17 protein-coding genes are annotated in these 21,652 nt (G+C 47.3%); 9 read left to right on the top strand and 8 right to left on the bottom strand.

Annotated elements, in window-relative coordinates; all coding sequences use genetic code 11:
* Positions 1–5: 5 nt before the first annotated feature.
* From hisH to PCI15_RS20160, 7 genes are all read right to left on the bottom strand, one after another.
* Positions 6–608, bottom strand: a complete 603-nt coding sequence (gene hisH / locus PCI15_RS20130) for an imidazole glycerol phosphate synthase subunit HisH (RefSeq protein ID WP_271271706.1) — start codon at positions 606–608, stop codon at positions 6–8.
* Positions 608–1,354: an imidazole glycerol phosphate synthase subunit HisF gene (gene hisF, locus PCI15_RS20135; RefSeq protein ID WP_271271707.1), complete on the bottom strand. Its 747-nt coding sequence runs from the start codon at positions 1,352–1,354 to the stop codon at positions 608–610. Before hisF ends, hisH begins: the two co-directional genes overlap by 1 nt.
* 535 nt (positions 1,355–1,889) lie before the next feature.
* Entirely contained in the window at positions 1,890–3,668 is a 1,779-nt protein-coding gene (asnB, locus tag PCI15_RS20140) for an asparagine synthase (glutamine-hydrolyzing) (protein ID WP_271271708.1), read from the bottom strand.
* Positions 3,669–3,670: 2 nt separating this feature from the next.
* Positions 3,671–4,228 carry a sugar transferase gene (locus PCI15_RS20145; protein ID WP_271271709.1) on the bottom strand — a complete coding sequence of 186 codons (558 nt, stop codon included), beginning with the start codon at positions 4,226–4,228 and terminating at the stop codon, positions 3,671–3,673.
* Positions 4,225–5,046 carry an aldolase/citrate lyase family protein gene (locus PCI15_RS20150; protein WP_271271710.1) on the bottom strand — a complete coding sequence of 274 codons (822 nt, stop codon included), beginning with the start codon at positions 5,044–5,046 and terminating at the stop codon, positions 4,225–4,227. Before PCI15_RS20150 ends, PCI15_RS20145 begins: the two co-directional genes overlap by 4 nt.
* Entirely contained in the window at positions 5,043–6,530 is a 1,488-nt protein-coding gene (locus PCI15_RS20155) for a lipid II flippase MurJ (protein WP_271271711.1), read from the bottom strand. The genes PCI15_RS20150 and PCI15_RS20155 overlap by 4 nt, the downstream gene beginning before the upstream one ends.
* A 29-nt stretch (positions 6,531–6,559) precedes the next feature.
* Entirely contained in the window at positions 6,560–7,822 is a 1,263-nt protein-coding gene (locus PCI15_RS20160; RefSeq protein ID WP_271271712.1) for a nucleotide sugar dehydrogenase, read from the bottom strand.
* 234 nt (positions 7,823–8,056) lie between these two features.
* On the opposite strand from PCI15_RS20160, the gene PCI15_RS20165 reads away from it, so the two are divergent.
* From PCI15_RS20165 to PCI15_RS20195, 7 genes are all read left to right on the top strand, one after another.
* Positions 8,057–10,228, top strand: coding sequence for a mechanosensitive ion channel family protein (locus PCI15_RS20165; RefSeq protein WP_271271713.1), 2,172 nt, complete (start codon positions 8,057–8,059; stop codon positions 10,226–10,228).
* A 178-nt stretch (positions 10,229–10,406) separates the two neighbouring features.
* Positions 10,407–11,603 (top strand): glycosyltransferase family protein, encoded by a 1,197-nt coding sequence (locus PCI15_RS20170; protein WP_271271714.1) that lies wholly within the window; start codon positions 10,407–10,409, stop codon positions 11,601–11,603.
* Between the two features lie 34 nt (positions 11,604–11,637).
* On the top strand, positions 11,638–12,810 hold the full coding sequence (locus PCI15_RS20175) for a glycosyltransferase family protein (protein WP_271271715.1): 1,173 nt from the start codon (positions 11,638–11,640) through the stop codon (positions 12,808–12,810).
* Complete coding sequence (locus tag PCI15_RS20180) at positions 12,807–13,559, top strand: polysaccharide deacetylase family protein (RefSeq protein ID WP_271271716.1); 753 nt, start codon at positions 12,807–12,809, stop codon at positions 13,557–13,559. The genes PCI15_RS20175 and PCI15_RS20180 overlap by 4 nt, the downstream gene beginning before the upstream one ends.
* 30 nt (positions 13,560–13,589) lie before the next feature.
* Positions 13,590–14,810, top strand: a complete 1,221-nt coding sequence (locus PCI15_RS20185) for a glycosyltransferase family 4 protein (protein WP_271271717.1) — start codon at positions 13,590–13,592, stop codon at positions 14,808–14,810.
* A gap of 14 nt (positions 14,811–14,824) precedes the next feature.
* Positions 14,825–15,997, top strand: coding sequence for a glycosyltransferase family 4 protein (locus tag PCI15_RS20190; RefSeq protein WP_271271718.1), 1,173 nt, complete (start codon positions 14,825–14,827; stop codon positions 15,995–15,997).
* Positions 15,990–16,577: a histidine phosphatase family protein gene (locus PCI15_RS20195; RefSeq protein WP_271271719.1), complete on the top strand. Its 588-nt coding sequence runs from the start codon at positions 15,990–15,992 to the stop codon at positions 16,575–16,577. The genes PCI15_RS20190 and PCI15_RS20195 overlap by 8 nt, the downstream gene beginning before the upstream one ends.
* Positions 16,578–16,636: 59 nt before the next feature.
* Here the strand turns inward: PCI15_RS20195 and PCI15_RS20200 are convergent, their stop codons facing one another.
* Entirely contained in the window at positions 16,637–17,638 is a 1,002-nt protein-coding gene (locus PCI15_RS20200) for an NAD-dependent epimerase (RefSeq protein ID WP_271271720.1), read from the bottom strand.
* A 215-nt stretch (positions 17,639–17,853) separates the two neighbouring features.
* Between PCI15_RS20200 and PCI15_RS20205 the strand changes: the two genes are divergently transcribed.
* Together PCI15_RS20205 and PCI15_RS20210 are read left to right on the top strand one after the other, a co-directional pair.
* Complete coding sequence (locus tag PCI15_RS20205) at positions 17,854–19,755, top strand: ABC transporter ATP-binding protein (RefSeq protein WP_271271721.1); 1,902 nt, start codon at positions 17,854–17,856, stop codon at positions 19,753–19,755.
* Complete coding sequence (locus PCI15_RS20210) at positions 19,755–21,644, top strand: ABC transporter substrate-binding protein (protein WP_271271722.1); 1,890 nt, start codon at positions 19,755–19,757, stop codon at positions 21,642–21,644. Before PCI15_RS20205 ends, PCI15_RS20210 begins: the two co-directional genes overlap by 1 nt.
* The last annotated feature ends 8 nt before the right edge of the window (positions 21,645–21,652 follow it).

Raw genomic sequence — 21,652 nt, forward strand, 5'->3', positions numbered from 1 at the left:
TATGCTCAATAACTCACAAAGTTTTCAAATAATTTTATACCCTGCTCTCGACTCTTTTCTGGATGAAACTGAACTCCAGTAACAAGTCCTTTAGATATCGCTGCTACTATCTTATGTTCTGCATACGTTGTCAGCGCAGCCACATCAGTATAATTTACAACTTCAAACGAGTGCATAAAGTAGAATTTTTTCTTATCTAAATCTTTAAGAACGGGATTCTCTGCCGAAACTTCGATTTCATTAAATCCCATATGAGGTACAGCTTTTTCACATATTATAGGCTTAACTTCCGCGTTGAAAAAACCAATCCCTCTTGTTGTTTCATACTCAAAGCCCAAACGCCCAAGTATTTGCATACCTAAACAAATCCCTAGCGTAGGCTTATAATCAAGCTGATATGTTAATTCTTCTAACAACCCTGATTTACTCAAGCTATTCATCGCATCAGGAAAGCTTCCAACACCAGGCAAAATAATATGACTTGCTTTTTTAAGATCTTTAGCGGCATTAATAACTTTAACCTTTTCACCTGTTAAAGAAACTGCACGATAAATACTCTCTAAATTTCCTGACACACCATAATCTACGATACCAACAAACTTTGACATTAAACGCCCTCTATACCATGATCTTTAAGATAAGCTCTAATACTATCTATAGTTTCAAGCTCATAATGAAGCACAGATGATATGGCTATTGCTGATACTCCCGTTGCTTTAACAAGTTCCAGTACATCCTCTTTAGAACCTGCACCACTTGATGCCACAACTGGAATAGGTGATCTGTCGACTACATTTTTTATCAAGTCTAAATCATAGCCTTTTTGACGCCCATCACGGTCTACAGACTGTATCAAAATCTCGCCAGCACCACGGTTAATAACCTCATCCACCCAAGAGCTTACAGTTCGAGAAGAGGGTATTCTGCCACAATCACTATAACATACCCAGTCGCCATTCAAGGACTTAGCCTCGATATTTATAACTATTGACTGAGCACCAAACATCTTTGCAGCTCTATCAATTAACCCGGGGTCAGTTTGTAATGCATGAGTATTAAGTACAATTTTATCTGCGCCACTATGGAACAGTTGTGACATATCATCGATACTTCTTACTCCGCCGCCTACGCCAAGTGGCACAAAGACCCCTTCACTGAAAGCAGAAATTTCATCTAACAAAATTTCTCGCTGATACAGCGAAGCCACTATATCGATATAAAATATTTCATCCGCCCCCTGGCTATAGTACTTAGCAGCCAAATCAGCAGGGGTTCCCACTTTTCGCAACCCCTCAAAGTGCACAGGTTTTACTACAAAAGGAGGCTTAACATCTAATTTTGATATTATTCGCATTCGCATTCTCGCAACTTAGCCAAACGTTCAACTAATCAAAGCAGACCACTTAAGTCTTGTATTTTTTGTTAATGATTAAGGCAACTGATCAAGCAAAACCCTGAACGAAAAAACGTTCACTCTCTCTTCAACAACGACATAACCAAACAATTTAAATTAATTACCACCAATCTTCAAAATTGCTCAAGCTCACAATAACTACCTGACATCCTTAACATCTCAAACATAAAATAATTAAAATGCCACTTAGTATATTTTAAACATGCCTGAGATCATGAGCACCCTCGCCTCACAAAAAAATGTATAATCACATCACATCGACACTGTGGTCCACAATTTGTCTCAAACGAATAACAAATAAACTTAAGTAACAACTACCGCATCAACACATAAACATACAGAATAATCAGGCAAAAGCTCAACTAAACGCTCAACCTAAAAACAACTCATAACTTTCTCTCACTGACGCAAGCTATTGCACACTATAAAAAGCGAACAGATATAACACCATATCAGCCTTCACTTACAGACTTAATCATTTATCAATAAACTCCCTGTACCATATTTCTAACGCCATTAACGCTCTCAGCTCCCTTGTATAGTTAGTAATAGAGTCACAATGTTCACTATACATTTTTGCGACTTTTTCATAATCAAACAGATTTCTCTTTCGAACTTTCTCTGACAACAACAAATCTTCACACAAATCTTTTAGTTCTGACTTAAACCAATCACCAACGGGAACAGTGAACATTTGTTTTTTTCTATATGCCAGTTCATCTCCGATTAAGTCACACACTGCTTTTTTATATAAATATTTAGTCACGCCGTTTTTTAATTTCAACTTACCAGGGATAGAAAACGAAAACTCTACCATCCTATAATCGAGAAATGGTGCACGGTTCTCTAAAGAAACAGCCATCCCCATTCGATCAGGTTTTACTAAGTTATTACCAGGCAATAATAACATCGTATCAATATAGAGCGCCTGATTAATTCTGTCCATATTCCTTGACCTATTACATAGGTCATCAATAACACCAATTACGTCGACTTCTCCAACTTTCTCACGCAACGCGTCAGAATATAAAGAATTACGATCATCAGCATCAAAAAGAGAAATATTCTTCAAATAACTTTCTTTAAAAGCTTCATCAGAAAGCCCTAAGGTCTCATCATTAAAGTAATTTTTGTACTTATCATAACCGGCAAATAGCTCATCAGCCCCATCACCGGTAAGCACCATTTTTACTTTTTCTGCTGCCAAAGAAGCTACTTTATATGTTGGCAAGAAAGACACATCCCCATGAGGCTGGTCACAGTGGTATGTAGCTAAAGGCCATAAATCCAATGTATTAGCCTCGACTTTTTGCATTATATGATCAGTATTGAACAAATCAGCAGCTTGCTGCGCGTATGGTGACTCATCATACTTAGGATCATTAAAGCCTATTGAAAAAGTCTTCACCGGATCATTAAGATATTTACTCATTAATCCAACGACTGTACTTGAATCAACTCCTCCAGACAAAAACGCCCCAAAAGGCACGTCCGATCTTAATCTAATTCTAACTGCGTCACTCAATATCTGATTAAACTCATCAATCAGTTCAGGTTCAGGCTTATTTTCAGGCTTTACAGCTGCCAGATCCCACCAACTACTTTCCTCTAAACCATATCTGGTTACTTTAACTCTACATCCTGGCATAACATGTTTAACCCCCTCAAACATAGTCAAAGGTGGCGGAACATAATTAAAAGCTAAATACTGATTTAATGCCGATGCACTAACTTCTTTGTCATCACATACCTGCAATATAGATTTTATTTCCGACCCGAAAACCAATCGCCCATCTTGAAAAGTATAATAAAGTGGCTTTTCTCCAACCCGATCCCTAATCAGGTACATAGCATCTATATTTCTGTCGTAGATAGCTATAGCAAACATTCCATTCAATAGGTTTAAGCCATCCACGCCTAACTTTTCATAGAGGCGTAATATTACTTCCGTGTCACAATTTGTTTCACACTCAAAAGACGTTCCTTTCAAGCCTTGCGCCAACTCAACGTGATTGAAGATTTCTCCATTTTGAACGACGATTATTGATCTATCAGTAGAGTAGAACGGCTGCTCTCCATGCTCAGGATCAAGTATTGCGAGTCTCTGATTACCAACAGCAACAGCTTTTTCCAAATCATGAAAGCATCCATTACCATCAGGACCGCGATGGGCTATAACATTCCCCATCTCTTTTAGTGTACTATCAGAAATGGTGTTTTTTTCACTATCAAAATAGCCATAAATACCACACATTGCTAATTGCCTCCCCTAGAAACTACTTGCTTAACCGTAAGGCACAAAATATTCATATCGTAAAAAAAAGAGGCATTCTCTACGTACTCTAAATCCAGATTAGTTCTTTGCTGCTTTGTTGCCGATGATCGCAATGTAGCCTGTGCCAAACCAGTAATTCCAGGCCTGACACTATTCCTTTTACACCATTCCCTTTCTGTATACTCTTCCCTTTGCAAGGGTACATTTGGTCGAGGCCCAACTAAACTCATATCTCCAACCAGCACGTTATATAGCTGCGGGATTTCGTCCAAACTGGATTTTCTGATTATTTTTCCGATCGACGTTATCCTAACATCGTTTTTGGAAGTAAAATGCGGCCCTGTGCTTTCGGCGCCACCTTTCATACTCCGAAATTTATAGATATTAAAATTTTTGCCATTCTTGCCAATGCGAACTTGTTTAAACAACACCGGACCTTGTGAATCAACCTTAATTAAAACAGAGATGATCAAAAAAATGGGCGCAAACAAAACCAATAAAAACAAAGAAACAAAAACATCAAATATTCGTTTCATCATTCCCCCTTATTTAACACGAGACTCTGCACACTGTTTCTAAAGTCATTAAAATCAGCTTCACACTCTGCCTTCTTCCTTAATGCCAAACATCTTTCAGCTTCTCTAAGCTTTGCAAGCTCTAGTCCAAGATTTATATTTGCGTTGAAGTCATTCATATTATCGCTATTTCTATGAAAGGTTCTCGACAAGATAACTGAAGAAGATCCTAAACGTAAATGCTCAGCCAAGACCATTTCCCCAGGTATTGCTCCCTCACCGACTCTTGCAATCCCTCCAAAACCAAACTTCAAGCCTGCACCAGAAATCTTTTTAGCCAAGTCTTCTACCAAACCCATCGCCAGAGGTTCGAAAATAAAACTAAGCCCCATATCTATATGTAAATCATTCAAGCCTATATAAATTTCGCTTACACCGTTTATGTTAACAACATCATCAATGCATTTTGCGGCATCATATGTTTCCAGCAAAGGAACTACCGCAGCTCGTCCATTTACCAGCTCTGTGAATCTTTTCACTTCTTCAGCATCACGATACATTGGCAACATTAATAAATCGGCCCCTGCTTCAATAGACTGATCAATTTCATTAGCTGTATCACTATGAAGCGGATTTAGCCTCACCAGAAGCTCAGCTTTTCTTAAGCTTTTCTTTATATTTTCAACATCATGTATAGAGTGCTGGCTAATAACTGTATCTAAATGCCCCTGCCTCTCAAATTTGCCTATCCTTTCTAAATCTACGAATATTCGTCCAACCCCACAAGATTCAGCATATGATGCAATATCAACACTATTTGTAATCAACATGAATGTAATCATTTACTATACAGCCTTCTGAGAATAAGCGTTCTTGCATTGGCGTCTAAAATGACCAACAACCCTATCGCTAACGATGTCATAACAGCTATTCCTATTACAGCTCCCCATGATGAAAGGATTGTTAACAGTGACGACAACCCGAACATCAAAACACCAACACAAAATGCGAGACCAATCAAAAATTTAATTTCAAACACATCTCTAAGTTTTACAAAACCGTCAACACCTATAACCACCAACTGCATAAACACAATCATTAAATAACAACAAAACAACCCCCACATAATGGAATCAAGTCCATCACCTAAAAGACCTGATAAATTTAAAGATACAAACGCACATACGCCAATTAAATTAATATACATTGGCAAATACGTCTTCTCTTTAGAGTTAAATACTGCAGTAAAAAAAATTGATAACCCTTGTAGTGGCAAGCTTAATAATCCTACAGCAGTTAAATAGGATATCTCTGTCATTTTTTCAGCTGAAATGCCACCATAACCAAAAACGAACTGAACATATTCATCAACCCCTAAAACCAATGCTGTTAATACAATTAAAGACATCCCTAACACAGCCCTGACTCCATAACACACTAGCAACTTATACTGAGCCATATCAGCTTTATAACACGCCGCTAAACGAGGATACAAAACAGCAATGAGAAAAGTAACACCAATAGCCAGAGGAAATTCAACCAACTTTATGGAGTAATTGAATACAGCAACACTACCATCACCTGAAAACGAAGATATAGCTCTACCGATCACTGGTAAAAACAATAGAAGACTACCGGAGACCAGTGCCTGGCAATATTTTTTAAAAAAACCGTTATTCAGAAGAAAAGGGCTAAATGACGAAACAATCAACGTTCTTATATCTACTAAACACAATTGACTCATGAGACGTAAAAGGCCGCCAATTAATACAAAACATGCAACGCCAATCAGCCCATACTCATCCGCATAAAAAACCAGCCCTAATATAATAGTAAAATTAATAATAAAAGTACCCAAAGCCGCAACTGCAAACCGATTCCTTGAATGTAAATATGCTGTTACAACCCCTGACAGCACAGTTAGAGGAATAAGCCAAAGTACTAACCTCAATACTTCAGAAGCTTTCTCAATACGGTCCGAACTAAAACCTGGTACCAAAACCCCTAATATATTTGCTGAAAAGAAAACGAAAACTGCCGTTAAAACTATAGCAACGCCCCCTATCATCAAAATCGCTTGATAGAGTAAATTTATCGCCATTTCAGGGTTCTTTGAAAACCTTGGAATAAGAACGACACCTAAGGCTCCGCCAACCAAAATATTTACCAGCATATCTGGAACAGTAAGGATTAGAACTAAAATATCTGCTTCAAGAGAAACACCATATTTATCGGCGATAACCGCCTCTCTAAAAAACCCTAAAAACCGACCTAAAAGCAAACCTAGATTCAAAGCCAGAGAGGAATATAAGATTTTTTTAATCACATTAATAACTCGAAAATCTCACTAACAAGTCACAATCGCTCACAGACAAAACTTTCATCAACTATTCCCTTCAAATCATAAATCACCGACTTTTCTTTCACATAAGCGCCTAATTTATAATTTTCAAACACCCTGTGTTTAACTGCTACAACTAAACCATCAAACGTCTCATTTGGTATTTCACTCATAAAATCAATTTGATATTCGATATCTTCCGCATTCACCCATGGATCACATACAACCACATCAACACCGTACTCTTCTAGCGACCGAACCATATCTATCACTCTAGTATTCCTGATATCCGGACAGTTCTCTTTAAAGGTCAAACCTAACACAAGTACCTTTGCACCTTTCAACGGAATACCTTTCTTAGCCATTGCCTTAATCATCTCACCGGCAACATAGTGGCCCATCCCGTCATTAATTCGGCGAGCTGCAAGAATCATATTCGGATGATAGCCAACAGCCTGAGCTTTATGGGTAAGGTAATAAGGGTCCACACCTATACAGTGTCCCCCGACCAGGCCTGGCTTAAAGGGTAAGAAATTCCACTTGGTCCCAGCTGCCGCTAATACATCCTGGGTATTGATATCGAGTTTATTAAAAATGATCGCTAACTCATTCATCAGCGCAATATTCACATCCCGCTGTGTATTTTCGATCACTTTTGCAGCTTCGGCGACTTTGATTGAAGACGCTTTATGCGTACCAGCAGTAATGATGCTTTTATACAGATCATCTACAAAATCAGCGATATCCGGTGTTGAACCGGATGTAACTTTTACAATGGTAGATATCCGATTCTGTTTATCGCCAGGATTTATCCTCTCAGGGCTATATCCCGCATAAAAATCACGATTAAAAACCAAGCCGGATTCAGCTTCGATAACAGGAATGCATTCTTCCTCGGTTGTCCCCGGATAGACCGTTGACTCAAAGACGACCACATCTCCCTTCTTCAGATAACGGGCTATTAGCTGACTTGCACCAATCAAAGGGGAAAGATCTGGTCGCTTATGTTCGTCAATCGGTGTTGGCACAGTAACGATATACACATTACTCGCTGTAAGCTCTGACTCCTGCGCTGCGAAAGTCAGATACTTTGCGCTGTTCAACAGCTCAGACTCTACCTCACAGGTAGAATCCTGCCCCATCTTAAGCTCACGTATTCTCTGTTCACTGATGTCGTACCCTAAGGTTGGAAACTGTTTGCCAAACTCAACCGCCAAAGGCAGGCCCACGTACCCCAAACCTATGATGGCGATTTTGACATTATCAAGCGACAGCATATGACCATTATTCCCTGAGAACCTAAATTTAAGGGCCCGATACTATCATTTTGCCCCCCTTCGGGTTAAGTGAAATAACATAATAATCAGCCCTGTACATGCAACCCCTTGACCCAAACCAGCTCCCCTAGGACAATCTGTCAGCAGGGCATCTGAAATACTTGCGATATAATATATTCTCAGGTGCCAGCGAATAGCGAACGGTCCGCTATCCAGCCATTAACGAGAGTACCTATGCTAAAAACCTGGTCACTTATCTTTGCATTGTTGTTATCCGTTTCAACAACGGCTTTTGCCGCTGACAGCTCCGGTGACGATGAATTCCTGTACTCTTCTGAAAAAATGGCATCATTTCTGTTTATGCAACACGCAATAGACCGAAAAGATCAGCTTATTCGCAGCCTTAACAACTGGTCTGAACAAACTGTCACCATGTGGCACAACATGACCAAAGGCCAGGGAGCCGATGGCTTTACTGAACTACTGTTAACCTTTACAGCGATGATGATCATTGCTTTATTTATTGAGGCTCTGGTCGGCTATAAACTCAAACGCCTGTGCGACCGCATTACCGAACAGAACTCACTGGACTGGCGCCAAAGCCTCGGCCTTCTTCTGCTTCGGTGCGTCTTCAGCTATATAGCACTGGCTGTCTTTAGCGTTGTCGCTTACCTCATTCCGCTCACCCTGTACGATACTGAAGATATCTACCGGGTTTCCTTAGTCGCTATTCTAAACATGGTCATCAGCATCCGGGCCTTTGCCATTATTGCTCAACTGATCTGGGCCCCCCATGCATCCGGCCTGCGCCTGATGAACATTGAATGCCACCTTGCCCGCCGCTTTTATTTCTGGTCTGTGGGTTTTATTGCTGTTTACAACATTTCAACAACATCCTGGCAGTTACTCTATCAGTTTGGTATCGATGCAATCATGTTCGCCCTCATTGTGCCAGTGAACGGGCTGCTCATGAACAGCATTGCCATTATGTTCATAGTGCTCAACCGTAAGCCCATCACAAACCTGTTCACTGATGGCCGTGAAGCGTCTACCCTGTTTACACAAAATGTCCGGCAGATGTGGCCAACAATCATTACTATATGGTTACTGGTTATCTGGGCCATCTGGGCAGCTAATGAGTTCCTCGGCTATTACAGCCAGGCAGATCAGATTACACCGGCATGGTGGATCACTATCAGCTTCCCAATCCTGGACCGTATTATTTTCGTCCTGCTGAACAAACTGAAAGACATCACCTGGCTCCAGAGCCATTCATTTGAACGCCGTTGCGATACATTTATCAAACGCACCTTAATTGCGATCCGTACCATTCTGATTTCAGCGGTTCTTTACCATGTCATAAACAGCTTCGGTTACGATACCTGGGAGATGCTGGCGGCCAGCCTGGGCAACATGATTGATAAGTCCGTAGATGTCATCATCGTTCTGGTCATCGCTTATGCTGTCTGGGAAGTGATACAGTCTGCAATTGAGCGTCACTTACCTGCCGATGCATTTGTTGAAGATAACGGCATGGCAAGCCTTGAAGGTGAAGGCGGGGGTGCCGGCGCGACCCGCTCAGAAACATTATTGCCACTTGTACGCTCTTTCTTACTCGTATTCCTGCTGGTATGCGTGATACTGACTGTACTCAGCATTGCCGGCGTTGAGATAGCACCCTTACTGGCCGGTGCCGGTATCGTCGGTATCGCTGTAGGTTTTGGTGCACAGAAACTGGTTCAGGACGTCATCTCCGGAATTTTCTTCCTGCTGGACGACGCATTCCGCCGGGGTGAATATATCGAAGCTGCAGGCCTCAGGGGTACCGTAGAACGGATATCCATTCGCTCGATCCGCCTGCGCCACCATCTGGGTGCCGTACAGACTATCCCCTTCAGTGAAATGGCCACCGTGACCAACCTCTCCCGTGACTGGATCACCATGAAGCTGGAATTCCGTCTGGCCTATGACACGAATGTTGAACAGGTACGCAAACTGATCAAGAAAGTTGGCCAGAAGATGCTTGAACATGAGGAGTATGGACCACACTTCCTTCTGCCGCTTAAGTCTCAGGGTGTCATCCGGGTTGAGGAATCTGCACTGATCTTCCGCATGAAATTTACCTGCGTACCGGGCGAACAGTGGATAATCCGCCGTGAGGCCTACCGCCTGGTGAAAGAAGCGCTCAGTGCCAACGATATTCACTTCGCACACCGTTCAGTACATGTTCTGCTGCCAGATCAGCCCGATGAACTGGATAAATCAACGGATGCAGCGGCTCTGCAGCAGCAAACCATTGCTAAAGCCGGTGCAGCTGCATTGACAGCCAGCCCGGAAATCCGGCGACAGGACAAAATCGACGATGACAAAGCCAACGTAATCGGGGCTGATGCAGACTCTTCCTGACAGGCAACAAGATTTTCACACCACAGCCGGCTTGTGGTGTGAAGCACACTAAGCACCAATATATAGATACAACGCAGTAAATTTACAGCCCGTGTTAACATCCGTTCCCTCAGGGACTATCAATTACCATCTAGTCGATTGTAAGATAGCCCTTTTCATTGACCCATGAGCCAAATTCGTGCGCAATAAACTCGATAATTGTCGGTTACTTATTTATAGCCATGACTCATTTGGCCTGGGCCACCTGCGCCGCTGCCGCGCGCTGGCTCACGCACTGGTGGATCAATACAAAGGTCTGTCGATTCTGATCCTGACCGGTTCACCGATTATTGGCCGGTTTGACTTCAAAGCCCGGGTGGATTTTGTCCGTATCCCCGGCGTCATCAAGCTGCACAATGGCGATTACACCTCGCTGGGCCTGCACATAGATCTCGCCGATACAATGGCGCTGCGTGAGTCCATTATTCTGCACACGGCAAAAACCTTTGCACCGGACATCTTCCTGGTCGATAAAGAGCCCTCCGGATTAAAAGGTGAAGTGAAAAGCACCCTTGAGATGCTCAAAAACACAAAGACCCAGTGTGTACTCGGCTTACGTGATGTCATGGATGATCCGGAACTATTAGAAGTCGAGTGGCAAAAGAAGCAGGTATGGCCGGTACTCGAAGACCTTTACGATGAAATCTGGGTATATGGTCCGCAACGCATGGGCAACCCACTGGAAGGCTTAAGCGGCAACTCTGCAGCCATCAATAATAAAATGCAGTATTCCGGTTACCTGCCCCGTCACTTACCGGAAAATATCGACCCCCAGAGCATCAATATTCCTGAGCAGCCTTACATTCTTGTCACACCCGGCGGCGGCGGTGACGGCATCGAAATGATCGACTGGGTTATGCGCGCCTATGAAGCAGCCCCCCAGCCAATGCCTGCACTGTTTGTCCTCGGTCCGTTCATGGCGACTGCAGAACGCAACAGCTTTCTGCAACGGGCCGAAACCCTTGAACAGGTTGAAGCGGTCACATTCAGCTCTCACCTGGAGCACCTGATGGCCAGCGCCCACGCGGTTATTGCGATGGGTGGCTACAACACGTTCTGTGAAATTCTGTCGTTTGACCGCCCGGCCCTGATTCTGCCCCGCAGCAAACCCCGCCGTGAACAGCTGATCCGCGCCACGAAGGCACAGTCCCTGGGCTTACTGACAGCACTGGACCTTGCCGGTGAACGCAGCGTTGAAAACATGCATCAGGCAATCGCGACACTGGTTACACAAAAGCCCCCATCCGAGCACTCCTGCTCAAGCATGCTCGAAGGCCTGAGTTTTGTTGCACGCCGTTTCGGTGAACTTATTGATAACGAACAGGCTCCAAACTGAAACACCTTAGTCAGCTTACATCCGCGGAATATCTATGACGTCATCAACTCCCCGTGTGTTGTTTTATGTACAGTACCTTTTGGGTATAGGCCACGTTCGTCGCTCCGCCCTGGTAATTCAGGCACTGGCTAACGCCGGCGTTCAGACAGATGTCATATTCGGCGGCGTGCCTGTTCCCCATATCAGCTTCGCGCCGGCCACTCTGCATTTTCTCGATCCGGTTAAAAGCGCCGACAACGGTTTCTCCGGCCTGGTAAAGGCTGATGGCAGCGAATTCAGCGCAGCAGACAAACTGAATCGCAGCCAGCAACTGCTGGAGCTGTGTCATCAGCTGCAGCCGGATGTCATTGTGACGGAAACCTACCCCTTTGGCCGCCGGCAAATGCGCTTTGAACTGACCCCATTACTTGAATGGGCCGCTAATCAGCCGGTGCCGCCCTTAATGGTTAGCTCTATCCGGGATATTTTGCAGGCCCGCAGCCCTAAACGGGAAGATGAATGCATTCAGCTGATTCAGCAGCAATACGACCAAGTACTGGTTCACGGTGACCCCGCATTCACCCCGCTGGAAAAAAGCTTCGCCAAAGCCTCTCAGATTCAGCGCCAGCTAACCTACAGCGGCTATGTTTGCCCGGAAAAACCACTGGCAAAACCCCGTGAGAACCTGATCGTTGTGTCAATCGGTGGCGGCGCTGTTGGCAAAGAAATTCTGCAAGCAGCCCAACAACTTCACGCCAGTGGTTTTGAAGCCGGTTGCCAGTGGTTACTGATCACCGGCCCGAATATGGCACCTGAAGACAAAGAGTTATTGGCTAAACATAACTGCGACAACCTGCAGGTCGTTGAACTGGCAGATGACTTCATAGACAGCCTGAGCCGGGCCCGGGTGTCAGTATCAATGGCCGGATACAACACGGTTATGGACTTGCTGCAAACAGAAACACCTGCCGTGGTTGTACCATTCGAAGCCGAAAGTGAAACCGAACAGCTCGCCCGCAGCCAGTTACTGGAAGCCAAAGGCCTGCTGACCATTGTCCGGGAACATGCCCTGACTGCAGACACGCTGAAAGCAGCAATTCTGCAGGCCCGGCAACAGCAACACCAACGGCCAGCCATAAATATGCAGGGCGCTCAGCATTCAGCTGAGTTACTCAAACGCTGGGCTGAACAGCACAGGCAGACCTGTAAAAAAGAGGCACCGTTATGAGCTGGTCAGCACTGGAACAGGAATTACAGCGTTGGGAAGCGCCTGTAGAACTCTGGTGGCGGGATGATGACGCCACACATGATACGCCGGCCCTGCGGCAACTGCTGACGCTCGCCGGAGAGTTTCAGATACCGGTACATCTGGCGGTTATTCCCCAACAGCTGCACACCAGTCTGGACTGTATCCGTCAGCCTGCGAACCGTCCTTACAGCTACGTATTACAGCACGGCATTAATCATCAGAGCCATGCCACAGAGGGAATGCGCAAGGTTGAGCTGGGCGGCTGTTACCCACTGGAAACGCTGTGTGCCGACCTCACTGCCGGCCGGCAACGCTTATCCGGGCATTTCGAAGAGCAGTATCTGGATATGCTGGTTCCTCCCTGGAACCGGCTATCGGACGCACTGCTCCCCGAACTTAAAGAAATCGGTTATGAGAAACTCTCTGTACTGGGCCCCCGCCCTGACAGTGATAACACACAACACATCCGGCAGCTGAATGTGCATCTGGACATCATCAACTGGAAGAACCGCGGTTATGCCGGGGATGAACAGATCATCAGTAAACTGACCCGGCACCTGCAGCTGAAACGTACCGGCCAGATAGATGCCACCGAACCCTGTGGCCTGATGACTCATCATCTGGACCATGACCCCGCCTGCTGGGACTTTTTACAGCGCTTTTTTACCTGGTGCCATGAACATGAGAAGATTCAGTGGCTTGCAGGTCCGGATCTGCTAAACCGCTAACCTGAATACCGCCAACCAATAAGGATTGACGTGAAAAAAATTGCCCTGATTCTGAAAGGCTACCCACGCCTTTCTGAAACCTTTATTGCTCAGGAAATCCGCGCGCTGGAAAAACGCGGCATGGATATCACGCTGGTTTCACTCCGGCATCCAACGGATAAGCAAACCCATCCGATTCACCGGCAAATTCAGGCCCGGGTCATTTACCTTCCCGAATATCTGCATCAGGAACCTCTGCGGGTACTGAAAGCACTGGGGCACTGCATCAGCAAACGGGCGTTCTGCAAAACATTAAAAGCTTTTTTGAAAGACCTGAAACGGGACATGAGCCGCAACCGCGTCCGGCGTTTTGGCCAGGCACTGGTACTCACGGCCGAAATGCCCGCAGGTGTCGAACAGATGTATGCACATTTCCTGCATACCCCGGCATCGGTCACCCGTTACTCAGCCTTACTGAACCAGCTTCCCTGGAGCTGTTCAGCGCACGCCAAAGATATCTGGACCTCCGAAGAATGGGAATTGCGGGAAAAACTTCAGGAACTGGAATGGCTGGCTACCTGCACAAAAGCTAACCATACCTATCTGCAAAGTCTGAGTAACGACCCTGACAAAGTGCAACTCGTCTATCATGGCCTGGATTTTGACCGCTTTAACTACCCGCAAACAACAGCACCCGAGACACCGGCTGAAACCGTTAAAATTATCAGTGTTGGCCGGGCCGTCCCGAAAAAAGGCTACGACGATCTGCTAAAAGCCTTCGCCATGCTACCTGCCGAGCTTAACTGGCACTTCACCCACATTGGCGGTGGCGCCCTGCTAAAGCCGTTACAGGCGCAGGCAGAAGCGTTGGGGATTGCGGATCGCATCAGCTGGCTTGGGGCCCTGCCTCAGGAAGATGTCCTCGAATCCTACCGCAACAGTGACCTGTTTGTACTGGCCAGTAAAATCATCGCCGACGGTGACAGAGACGGCCTGCCAAATGTACTGATGGAAGCCCAGAGCCAGGCACTGTGCTGCCTGGCAACCAATATTTCAGGCATACCGGAACTGATTACCAGCGGCGAAAATGGCCTGCTGGTAGACTCTGAATCACCGGAACAGCTGGCCGAAGCATTACACACCCTGATTCAGCAACCGGAACTGCGGAATACGCTGGGCAAAGCCGGCCAGACCCATCTACGGGACAACTTCGATGTAGAGCAGGGCATCGACCAGTTGGTTGACTTGTTTCAGAGCCCGCAGAGCAGCTGATCCCCGGAGCCTGTATGCAACAAATCGCTTTTTATGCCCCGCTAAAATCTCCCCGGCATAAAAACCCATCCGGCGACCGGCAAATAGCCCGCCTGTTGCAACAGGCCCTGCAACTGGCCGGCTTTGATGTACAGCTTGCCAGCCAGCTACGCAGCTTCGATAAAACCGGAGACAGCGAACGCCAGCAGCGCATGATCGCGCTGGCAGAAAAACTGGCGGACCGGCTCCTTAAGCACTGGCAACGCACGAGCTACCGCCCGGACGCCTGGTTTACCTATCATCTCTACTATAAGGCCCCTGACCTGCTGGGGCCGATAATCTGCAAAGCACTGAATATTCCTTATATTGCCTGCGAAGCCTCCTGGGCGGAAAAACGCGCCCGCGGTCCCTGGCAAGCCTATCACCGGCAACTGGACACAGCGCTGAGCACTGCCAGCAAAGTCTGCACCATCAACCCAGTTGATCAGATCGCACTGAACGCTTATTACCAACATCAGGTGCCTTCCCCCCTGCACCGGCTGGCGCCTTTCGTAGCAACGCCTGACACAGAACTGATTGGGAATAAATCCCGGTTGGCTCACACCTACCGGCTTGATACCGGTAAGCCCTGGCTGATTACGGTTGCCATGATGCGTGACGGAGATAAGTACAAGTCTTATGAGCTACTGGCTGAAACCCTTCACAATACTCAGGCAGATTTCCAGCTTCTGATCGTCGGAGACGGTAAACGTCAGGAAGATGTTGAAACACTGTTCAGCGGCGATCACAGAGTCCGTTTTGCCGGCCGACAGGATAACGACGCGTTATTACAGCTCCTGCCACACTTTTGCATCAACCTCTGGCCGGCGGTTAATGAAGCGCTGGGGATGACATTTCTTGAGTCTCAGGCCAGAGGCTGTTCTGTCGTGGCAGGCAATGAAGGCGGAGTTCACTCGGTGGTGGAAAACGGCCAAACCGGAATGCTTTGCCCGCCACGTGACCCTGTCGCCCTGGCACGGGCCGTGGATAGATTGCTCAGCCATCCTGAACAGTTAACGCAATATCAGCTAAACGCCCGAAAATATGTGACTGAAAACCACAGCCTGCAACATGCTGCAAAAGAACTGCGCGACATCATTTCACACGCCATAGCAACACACAAACAAAGCAATCCGACCGACACTCCGGGACACCCTGATCATGGCTGATTTTTACTTCTTGCGCCACGCAACCACTGAATGGAACCTGCAGAAACGCTTACAGGGACGTACCAATATCCCCCTTGCAGAAGCCGGCATTGAACAGCTCCGGAACCGTAAGATTCCGGCAGCATTACAGACACTGCGCTGGTTCAGCAGCCCACTGGAACGGGCCCGGCAAACGGCGGAACAGTTAAGCATTAATGCAGCGAGCGAAATGGCCCTGATAGAAATGAACTGGGGCGACTGGGAAGGCCGGACGCTGACAGAACTGCGCGCCACCCAACCAGAGATATTAGCCCGCGAGGAAGCCCGCGGACTGGATCTGTCACCTCCCGGCGGTGAATCCCCCCGGGATGTCAGTGCGCGGGTAACAGCCTGGGCAGACCTTATCAGCAGCCAGGACAGCGATCAGCGATTCGGCTGTGTGTGCCATAAAGGCGTTATCCGCGCGATTTATGCGGCCGCATCCGGATGGGACATGCTGGGTAAACCTCCGCACACACTGGACTTTAATGCGGTTCAGGGATTCCGTTTTACAGACGGAGAATGGCAGATCCTGACACTGAACATCGATATATCCCGCTGATCCTCAGGCAAAAAAACCGGACGTTAACAACGTCCGGCCTCTCGCATCAGCTTGCCTTATCAGTTCTGATAATACTCACGATACCAGTCAACGAACTTCTGCATGCCATCACCAATGGGCATCGCGGGCTTGAAATCCACCAGCGATATCAACTTATCCACATCAGCATAGGTACGCGGCACATCCCCTGCCTGCATGGGTAAATACTCTTTAACAGCGTCTTTGCCCGCGGCCCTTTCAATCGCTGCAATAAAATCCCCCAGCTCAACCGGTTCATTATTGCCAATATTAAAGATCTTATAAGGCGCCCAACTGGTTGCCGGACTGTCTTTAGCGTCCTCAGAATTCGGCTGAGGCACATTCGACAATACGCGTACAACCCCTTCAACAATATCATCAATATAGGTGAAGTCCCGCTGCATTTTGCCGTGGTTAAAGACCTTTATCGGGCGATCATTCAGAATCGCATCGGTGAAAAGGAAAGGCGCCATATCAGGACGCCCCCAAGGGCCATAAACCGTGAAAAAACGCAATCCGGTGGTTGGTAACTGATAAAGATGGGAATAGCTGTGCGCCATCATCTCATTAGATTTCTTGGTTGCCGCATATAACGACACCGGGTGATCCACCCCGTGATCTTCTGAAAATGGCACCTCATCATTCATACCATACACAGAACTTGATGAGGCATATACCAGATGCTCAACCTTGCTATGCCGGCAACCTTCCAGAATGGTTGCTATACCGACCAGATTAGAATCCACATAAGCCATCGGATTTTCAATGGAATACCGCACCCCCGCCTGAGCCGCAAGATGAACGACCCGGTCAAAGTTCTCTGCGGCAAACAAGCCCGCAACAGCCTCACGGTCGGAGACATCCATTTTAATGAAGCGAAAGTGATCCACATCTTTCAGACGTGCCAGACGTGCCTCTTTCAGAGCCGGATCGTAATAGTCATTCAGGTTATCAATACCGATAACCTGATGCCCCTGCTCACACAAACGTAAAGCCGTCGCTGAACCAATAAAACCTGCAGCGCCGGTAACTAATATTTTCATACTCATTTTCCAGAAGGCGGGCGATCCCGCTAAAGAGCGGTGAATTTCAATTATGACATCTATTTTAGTTACTGTGTTACCTGGCTAACAGCTTAAAAATATTCCGCTTTGTTATAAATAGGCTCCGGGGCAGCCTTTACAGTGCCGTCCAAAGGCTGTCATTATCAGGGAGCTGTTTTTTCTTATCCTTAGGTCGCAGGGTGGAACCTTAACGAATGTACGCCGAACAACAGAGTATGCAGGACCAGGCAACCGATCAGCCTTTACTGGAAATCCAGAACCTCGCCGTCAGTTTTATGGTACACGGCAGTGAAATACCGGCGGTTAAGGATGTCAGCTTCACGATCCCGAAAGGTAAAACGGTGGCCATTGTCGGGGAATCCGGTTCAGGTAAATCGGTTACCTCCCAGGCGATTCTGGGCATCCTGCCAAGCAACGGACGGATCAGTAACGGCAGTATTCAGTATCACTGCAAACCTAAAAACAAACCGGCTCAGACTGTCGATATCGCTACCCTTGCCCCCACCAGCCATGCAATGCGTGACCTGCGTGGTGACGAAATCAGCATTATTTTTCAGGAACCGATGGTATCCCTGTCGCCGGTACATACCCTGTTGGACCAGATCGGCGAAGCGCTGAAACTCCATAAACAGGTCAGTAAGAGCGGAGTCAGGGATGCAGTACTCAGCATGCTGGAAAAAACCGGCTTTCCCGACCCTGAAAAAGCACTGCACCAATACCCTTTTGAACTATCCGGCGGTTTAAGACAGCGGGCAATGATCTCAATGGCACTTATTTGCCAGCCGGCACTCCTCATTGCTGACGAACCCACTACCGCACTGGATGTAACAGTTCAGGCACAGATCCTTCAGTTAATTAAATCCCTGCAGGCCGAATTCGGCATGTCAGTATTACTGATTACCCACGACCTGGGGGTCGTGGCGAACATGGCAGATGAAGTGGTCGTGATGTTTCACGGTGAAGTGGTAGAACGGGGGCCGATTGAAGCCCTGTTTAATAACCCTCAGCATCCTTATCTGAAAGCACTGTTTGCCGCCATTCCAACCTTCGACATGGCGGATAACGCCCGCCTGACGTCTTTGCGACCGGTCGAGCTGGACAGCCATTATCTGCAACAGCAGCGCAAGCCCTGGAGCCAGCAGGAAAAGGAGCATGCCCCGCACCTCAGCATTCAGCAACTGGGTAAAGACTATTACACCCGCCATGGCAGCTGGCAGGGATCAAATGCCGTTATCCATGCTGTCAGAGATTTCAACCTTGATATACAGGTTGGCGAAAGTTTCGGACTGGTGGGCGAAAGTGGCTGCGGTAAAACGACTCTGAGTAAAATGCTTATGCGGGCAATTTCCCCTACTCAGGGAAACATTGTCTATAACGACAGAGGCACATCCCGTCATCTGCTGGAACTGGATGATCCGTCACTGCGTGATTTCCGGCAAAAGATGCAGTTTGTCTTTCAGGACCCGTTTAGCTCCCTGAGCCCGCGTATGACGGTTCTGGACATTCTCTGCGAGCCTTTTGTCATTCACGGCATAGGTGATGCTGCATTTCATAAACAGCGCGCCAAAGAGCTGATGGCGCTGGTTGGACTGGATGCCCGCTTCCTGAACCGTTATCCACACAGTTTTTCCGGTGGCCAGCGACAGCGCATCAGCATCGCCCGGGCACTGGCCTTACAGCCTGACCTGCTGATCCTGGACGAACCGGTATCCGCACTGGATGTATCTGTACAGGCGCAGATTCTGAATTTACTCAAAGACTTACAGCGCGACCTTAACCTTACCTACCTGTTTATCTCCCATAACCTCGCTGTGGTAGACTATATAGCAGACAGAATAGGCGTGATGTGCCGTGGCCAGTTGGTTGAAATTGCCCCCCGTCACAGCTTGTTCCGAAACCCACAACACCCCTATACTCATGCATTATTAGCAGCAATTCCTTACCCCGAACTGGAGCGGCCGCTAGATTATAGCCAGCTCGACCGTCGTCATATGGAACCGACACACTGGCCTCGCCCTTACCGCCTGAGCGAAGACGATGCCGGAATTCTGAAAGAAGTTGGTGAACAACACTTTGTCAGAGAGGCGACGCTGTAATGTTCCGTAAATTTTGTACTCCCCTACTGTTAATCGCCAGCTGTATGGCAAGCCCGGTATTTGCCCAGCAGCAACCGATACCGTATTTCGCCGAACAGGTCAGCAGTGGTGCACTTCCGCCAATGGCTGAACGGTTACCGGAATCACCGGCAAAACCGTCTTTTTTCGATAAAGAAACCGGCCAGTACGGCGGCAAAATCCGCATGCTGATGGCAAAGGCAAAAGATATCCGCCTGATGGTGGCCTTTGGCTACTCCCGACTGGTGGGCTACGACGATCAGCTACAGCTTAAAGCCGATATTCTGAGAAAAGTAGAAATTGAAGAAGGCCGGATATTTACCTTACACTTGCGCCCGGGAATGCGCTGGTCAGACGGCACCCCTTTTACATCAGAAGACTTCCGTTTTTACTGGGAAGACATCGCCACCAACGAAACCCTGTCACCGTTTGGCCCGTCTAAAGACTTGTTGTCCCAAAAAGAAAAACCGCTATTCGAAGTCATTGATAAATACAGGGTAAAATATTCATGGAGCACGCCAAATCCATACTTTTTACCGGCACTGGCTGGCCCCCGCCCACTGTTTATCTACATGCCTGCCCATTATATGAAGCAGTTCCATGCGGATTACCAGACACCGGAAAAACTCACCCAGTTAACGGAAGACGCCCACAAACGTAACTGGCGGGGGCTCTTTGTCAGCAAAGGCCGGCAGTACAAACTGACCAACCCTGACCTGCCCAGCTTGCAACCTTGGGTAAATACGACCCGCCCGCCTGCGGAACGGTTTATTTTCAAACGTAATCCTTATTTCCACCGGGTTGATCCGAACGGACAGCAACTGCCCTATATCGACGAAGTTGAAATTAACCTGGCTTCTGCGGGGCTGATTCCGGCAAAAGCCGGCTCCGGTGAAGTCGACCTGCAGGCCCGTTACCTGAGGCTGGATAACTATACCTTCCTCAAAGAAGGGGAAGAAAACGGCAACTATCAGGTAAACCTGTGGGAAACCGGCCGCGGTGCCCAGATAGCCCTGTATCCGAACATGAACGCCAAAGACCCGCAGTGGCGCACCCTGATGCAGGATGTCCGTTTCCGCCGGGCACTGTCGATGGCGGTTAACCGCAATGAGATCAATCAGGTGGTCTATTTCGGTCTGGCTAAAGATATGGCGAATACGGTACTCCCGAGCTGCCCGCTGTTTAAAACCGAATACGCGACCGCCTGGAGTGATTTCAATACCGATGCGGCTAACCGTTTACTGGATGAGATCGGTCTGACCAAACGTGACTCACGGGGTATTCGTCTGTTACCTGACGGCAATCCGATGGAAATTCTGGTGCAAACCGCCGGCGAGAGCACAGAAGAAACCGACGTACTTTCACTGGTCGAAGACAGCTGGAAACGGATTGGCGTACAGATGTACGTCAAACCTACCCAACGGGAAGTGCTGCGTAACCGGGTATTCTCCGGCGAAGCCATTATGTCTGCATGGTACGGTTTACCCAACGGCGTGCCGGTTGCCAGTATGAGCCCTGCACAAATGGCCCCCACCCGTCAGGATCAGTACCAGTGGCCTCAGTGGGGCCGGTATTACGAAACCGGCAAAGGGAAACCGTCAAAGATGCCGGAAGTACAGGAGCTGGTTACCCTGAATAATGACTGGAGCATGGCATCCTCAGTGGAAGAACAGGCCCGGATCTGGAACCGTATGCTGGAAATACACGCCGATCAGGTATTTTCTATCGGCCTGGTCAGTGGCGTCTTACAGCCAATGGTTGTGAATGAAAATCTGATGAATGTGCCCGAAAATGCATTCTATAACTGGGACCCGGGTGCCTATTTCGGCATTCATAATATGGCCGGATTTTTCTATAAGGACCCTGAATGAACCATCCA

This window comes from Aliamphritea hakodatensis, from assembly GCF_024347195.1.
Lineage (GTDB): Bacteria > Pseudomonadota > Gammaproteobacteria > Pseudomonadales > Balneatricaceae > Amphritea > Amphritea hakodatensis.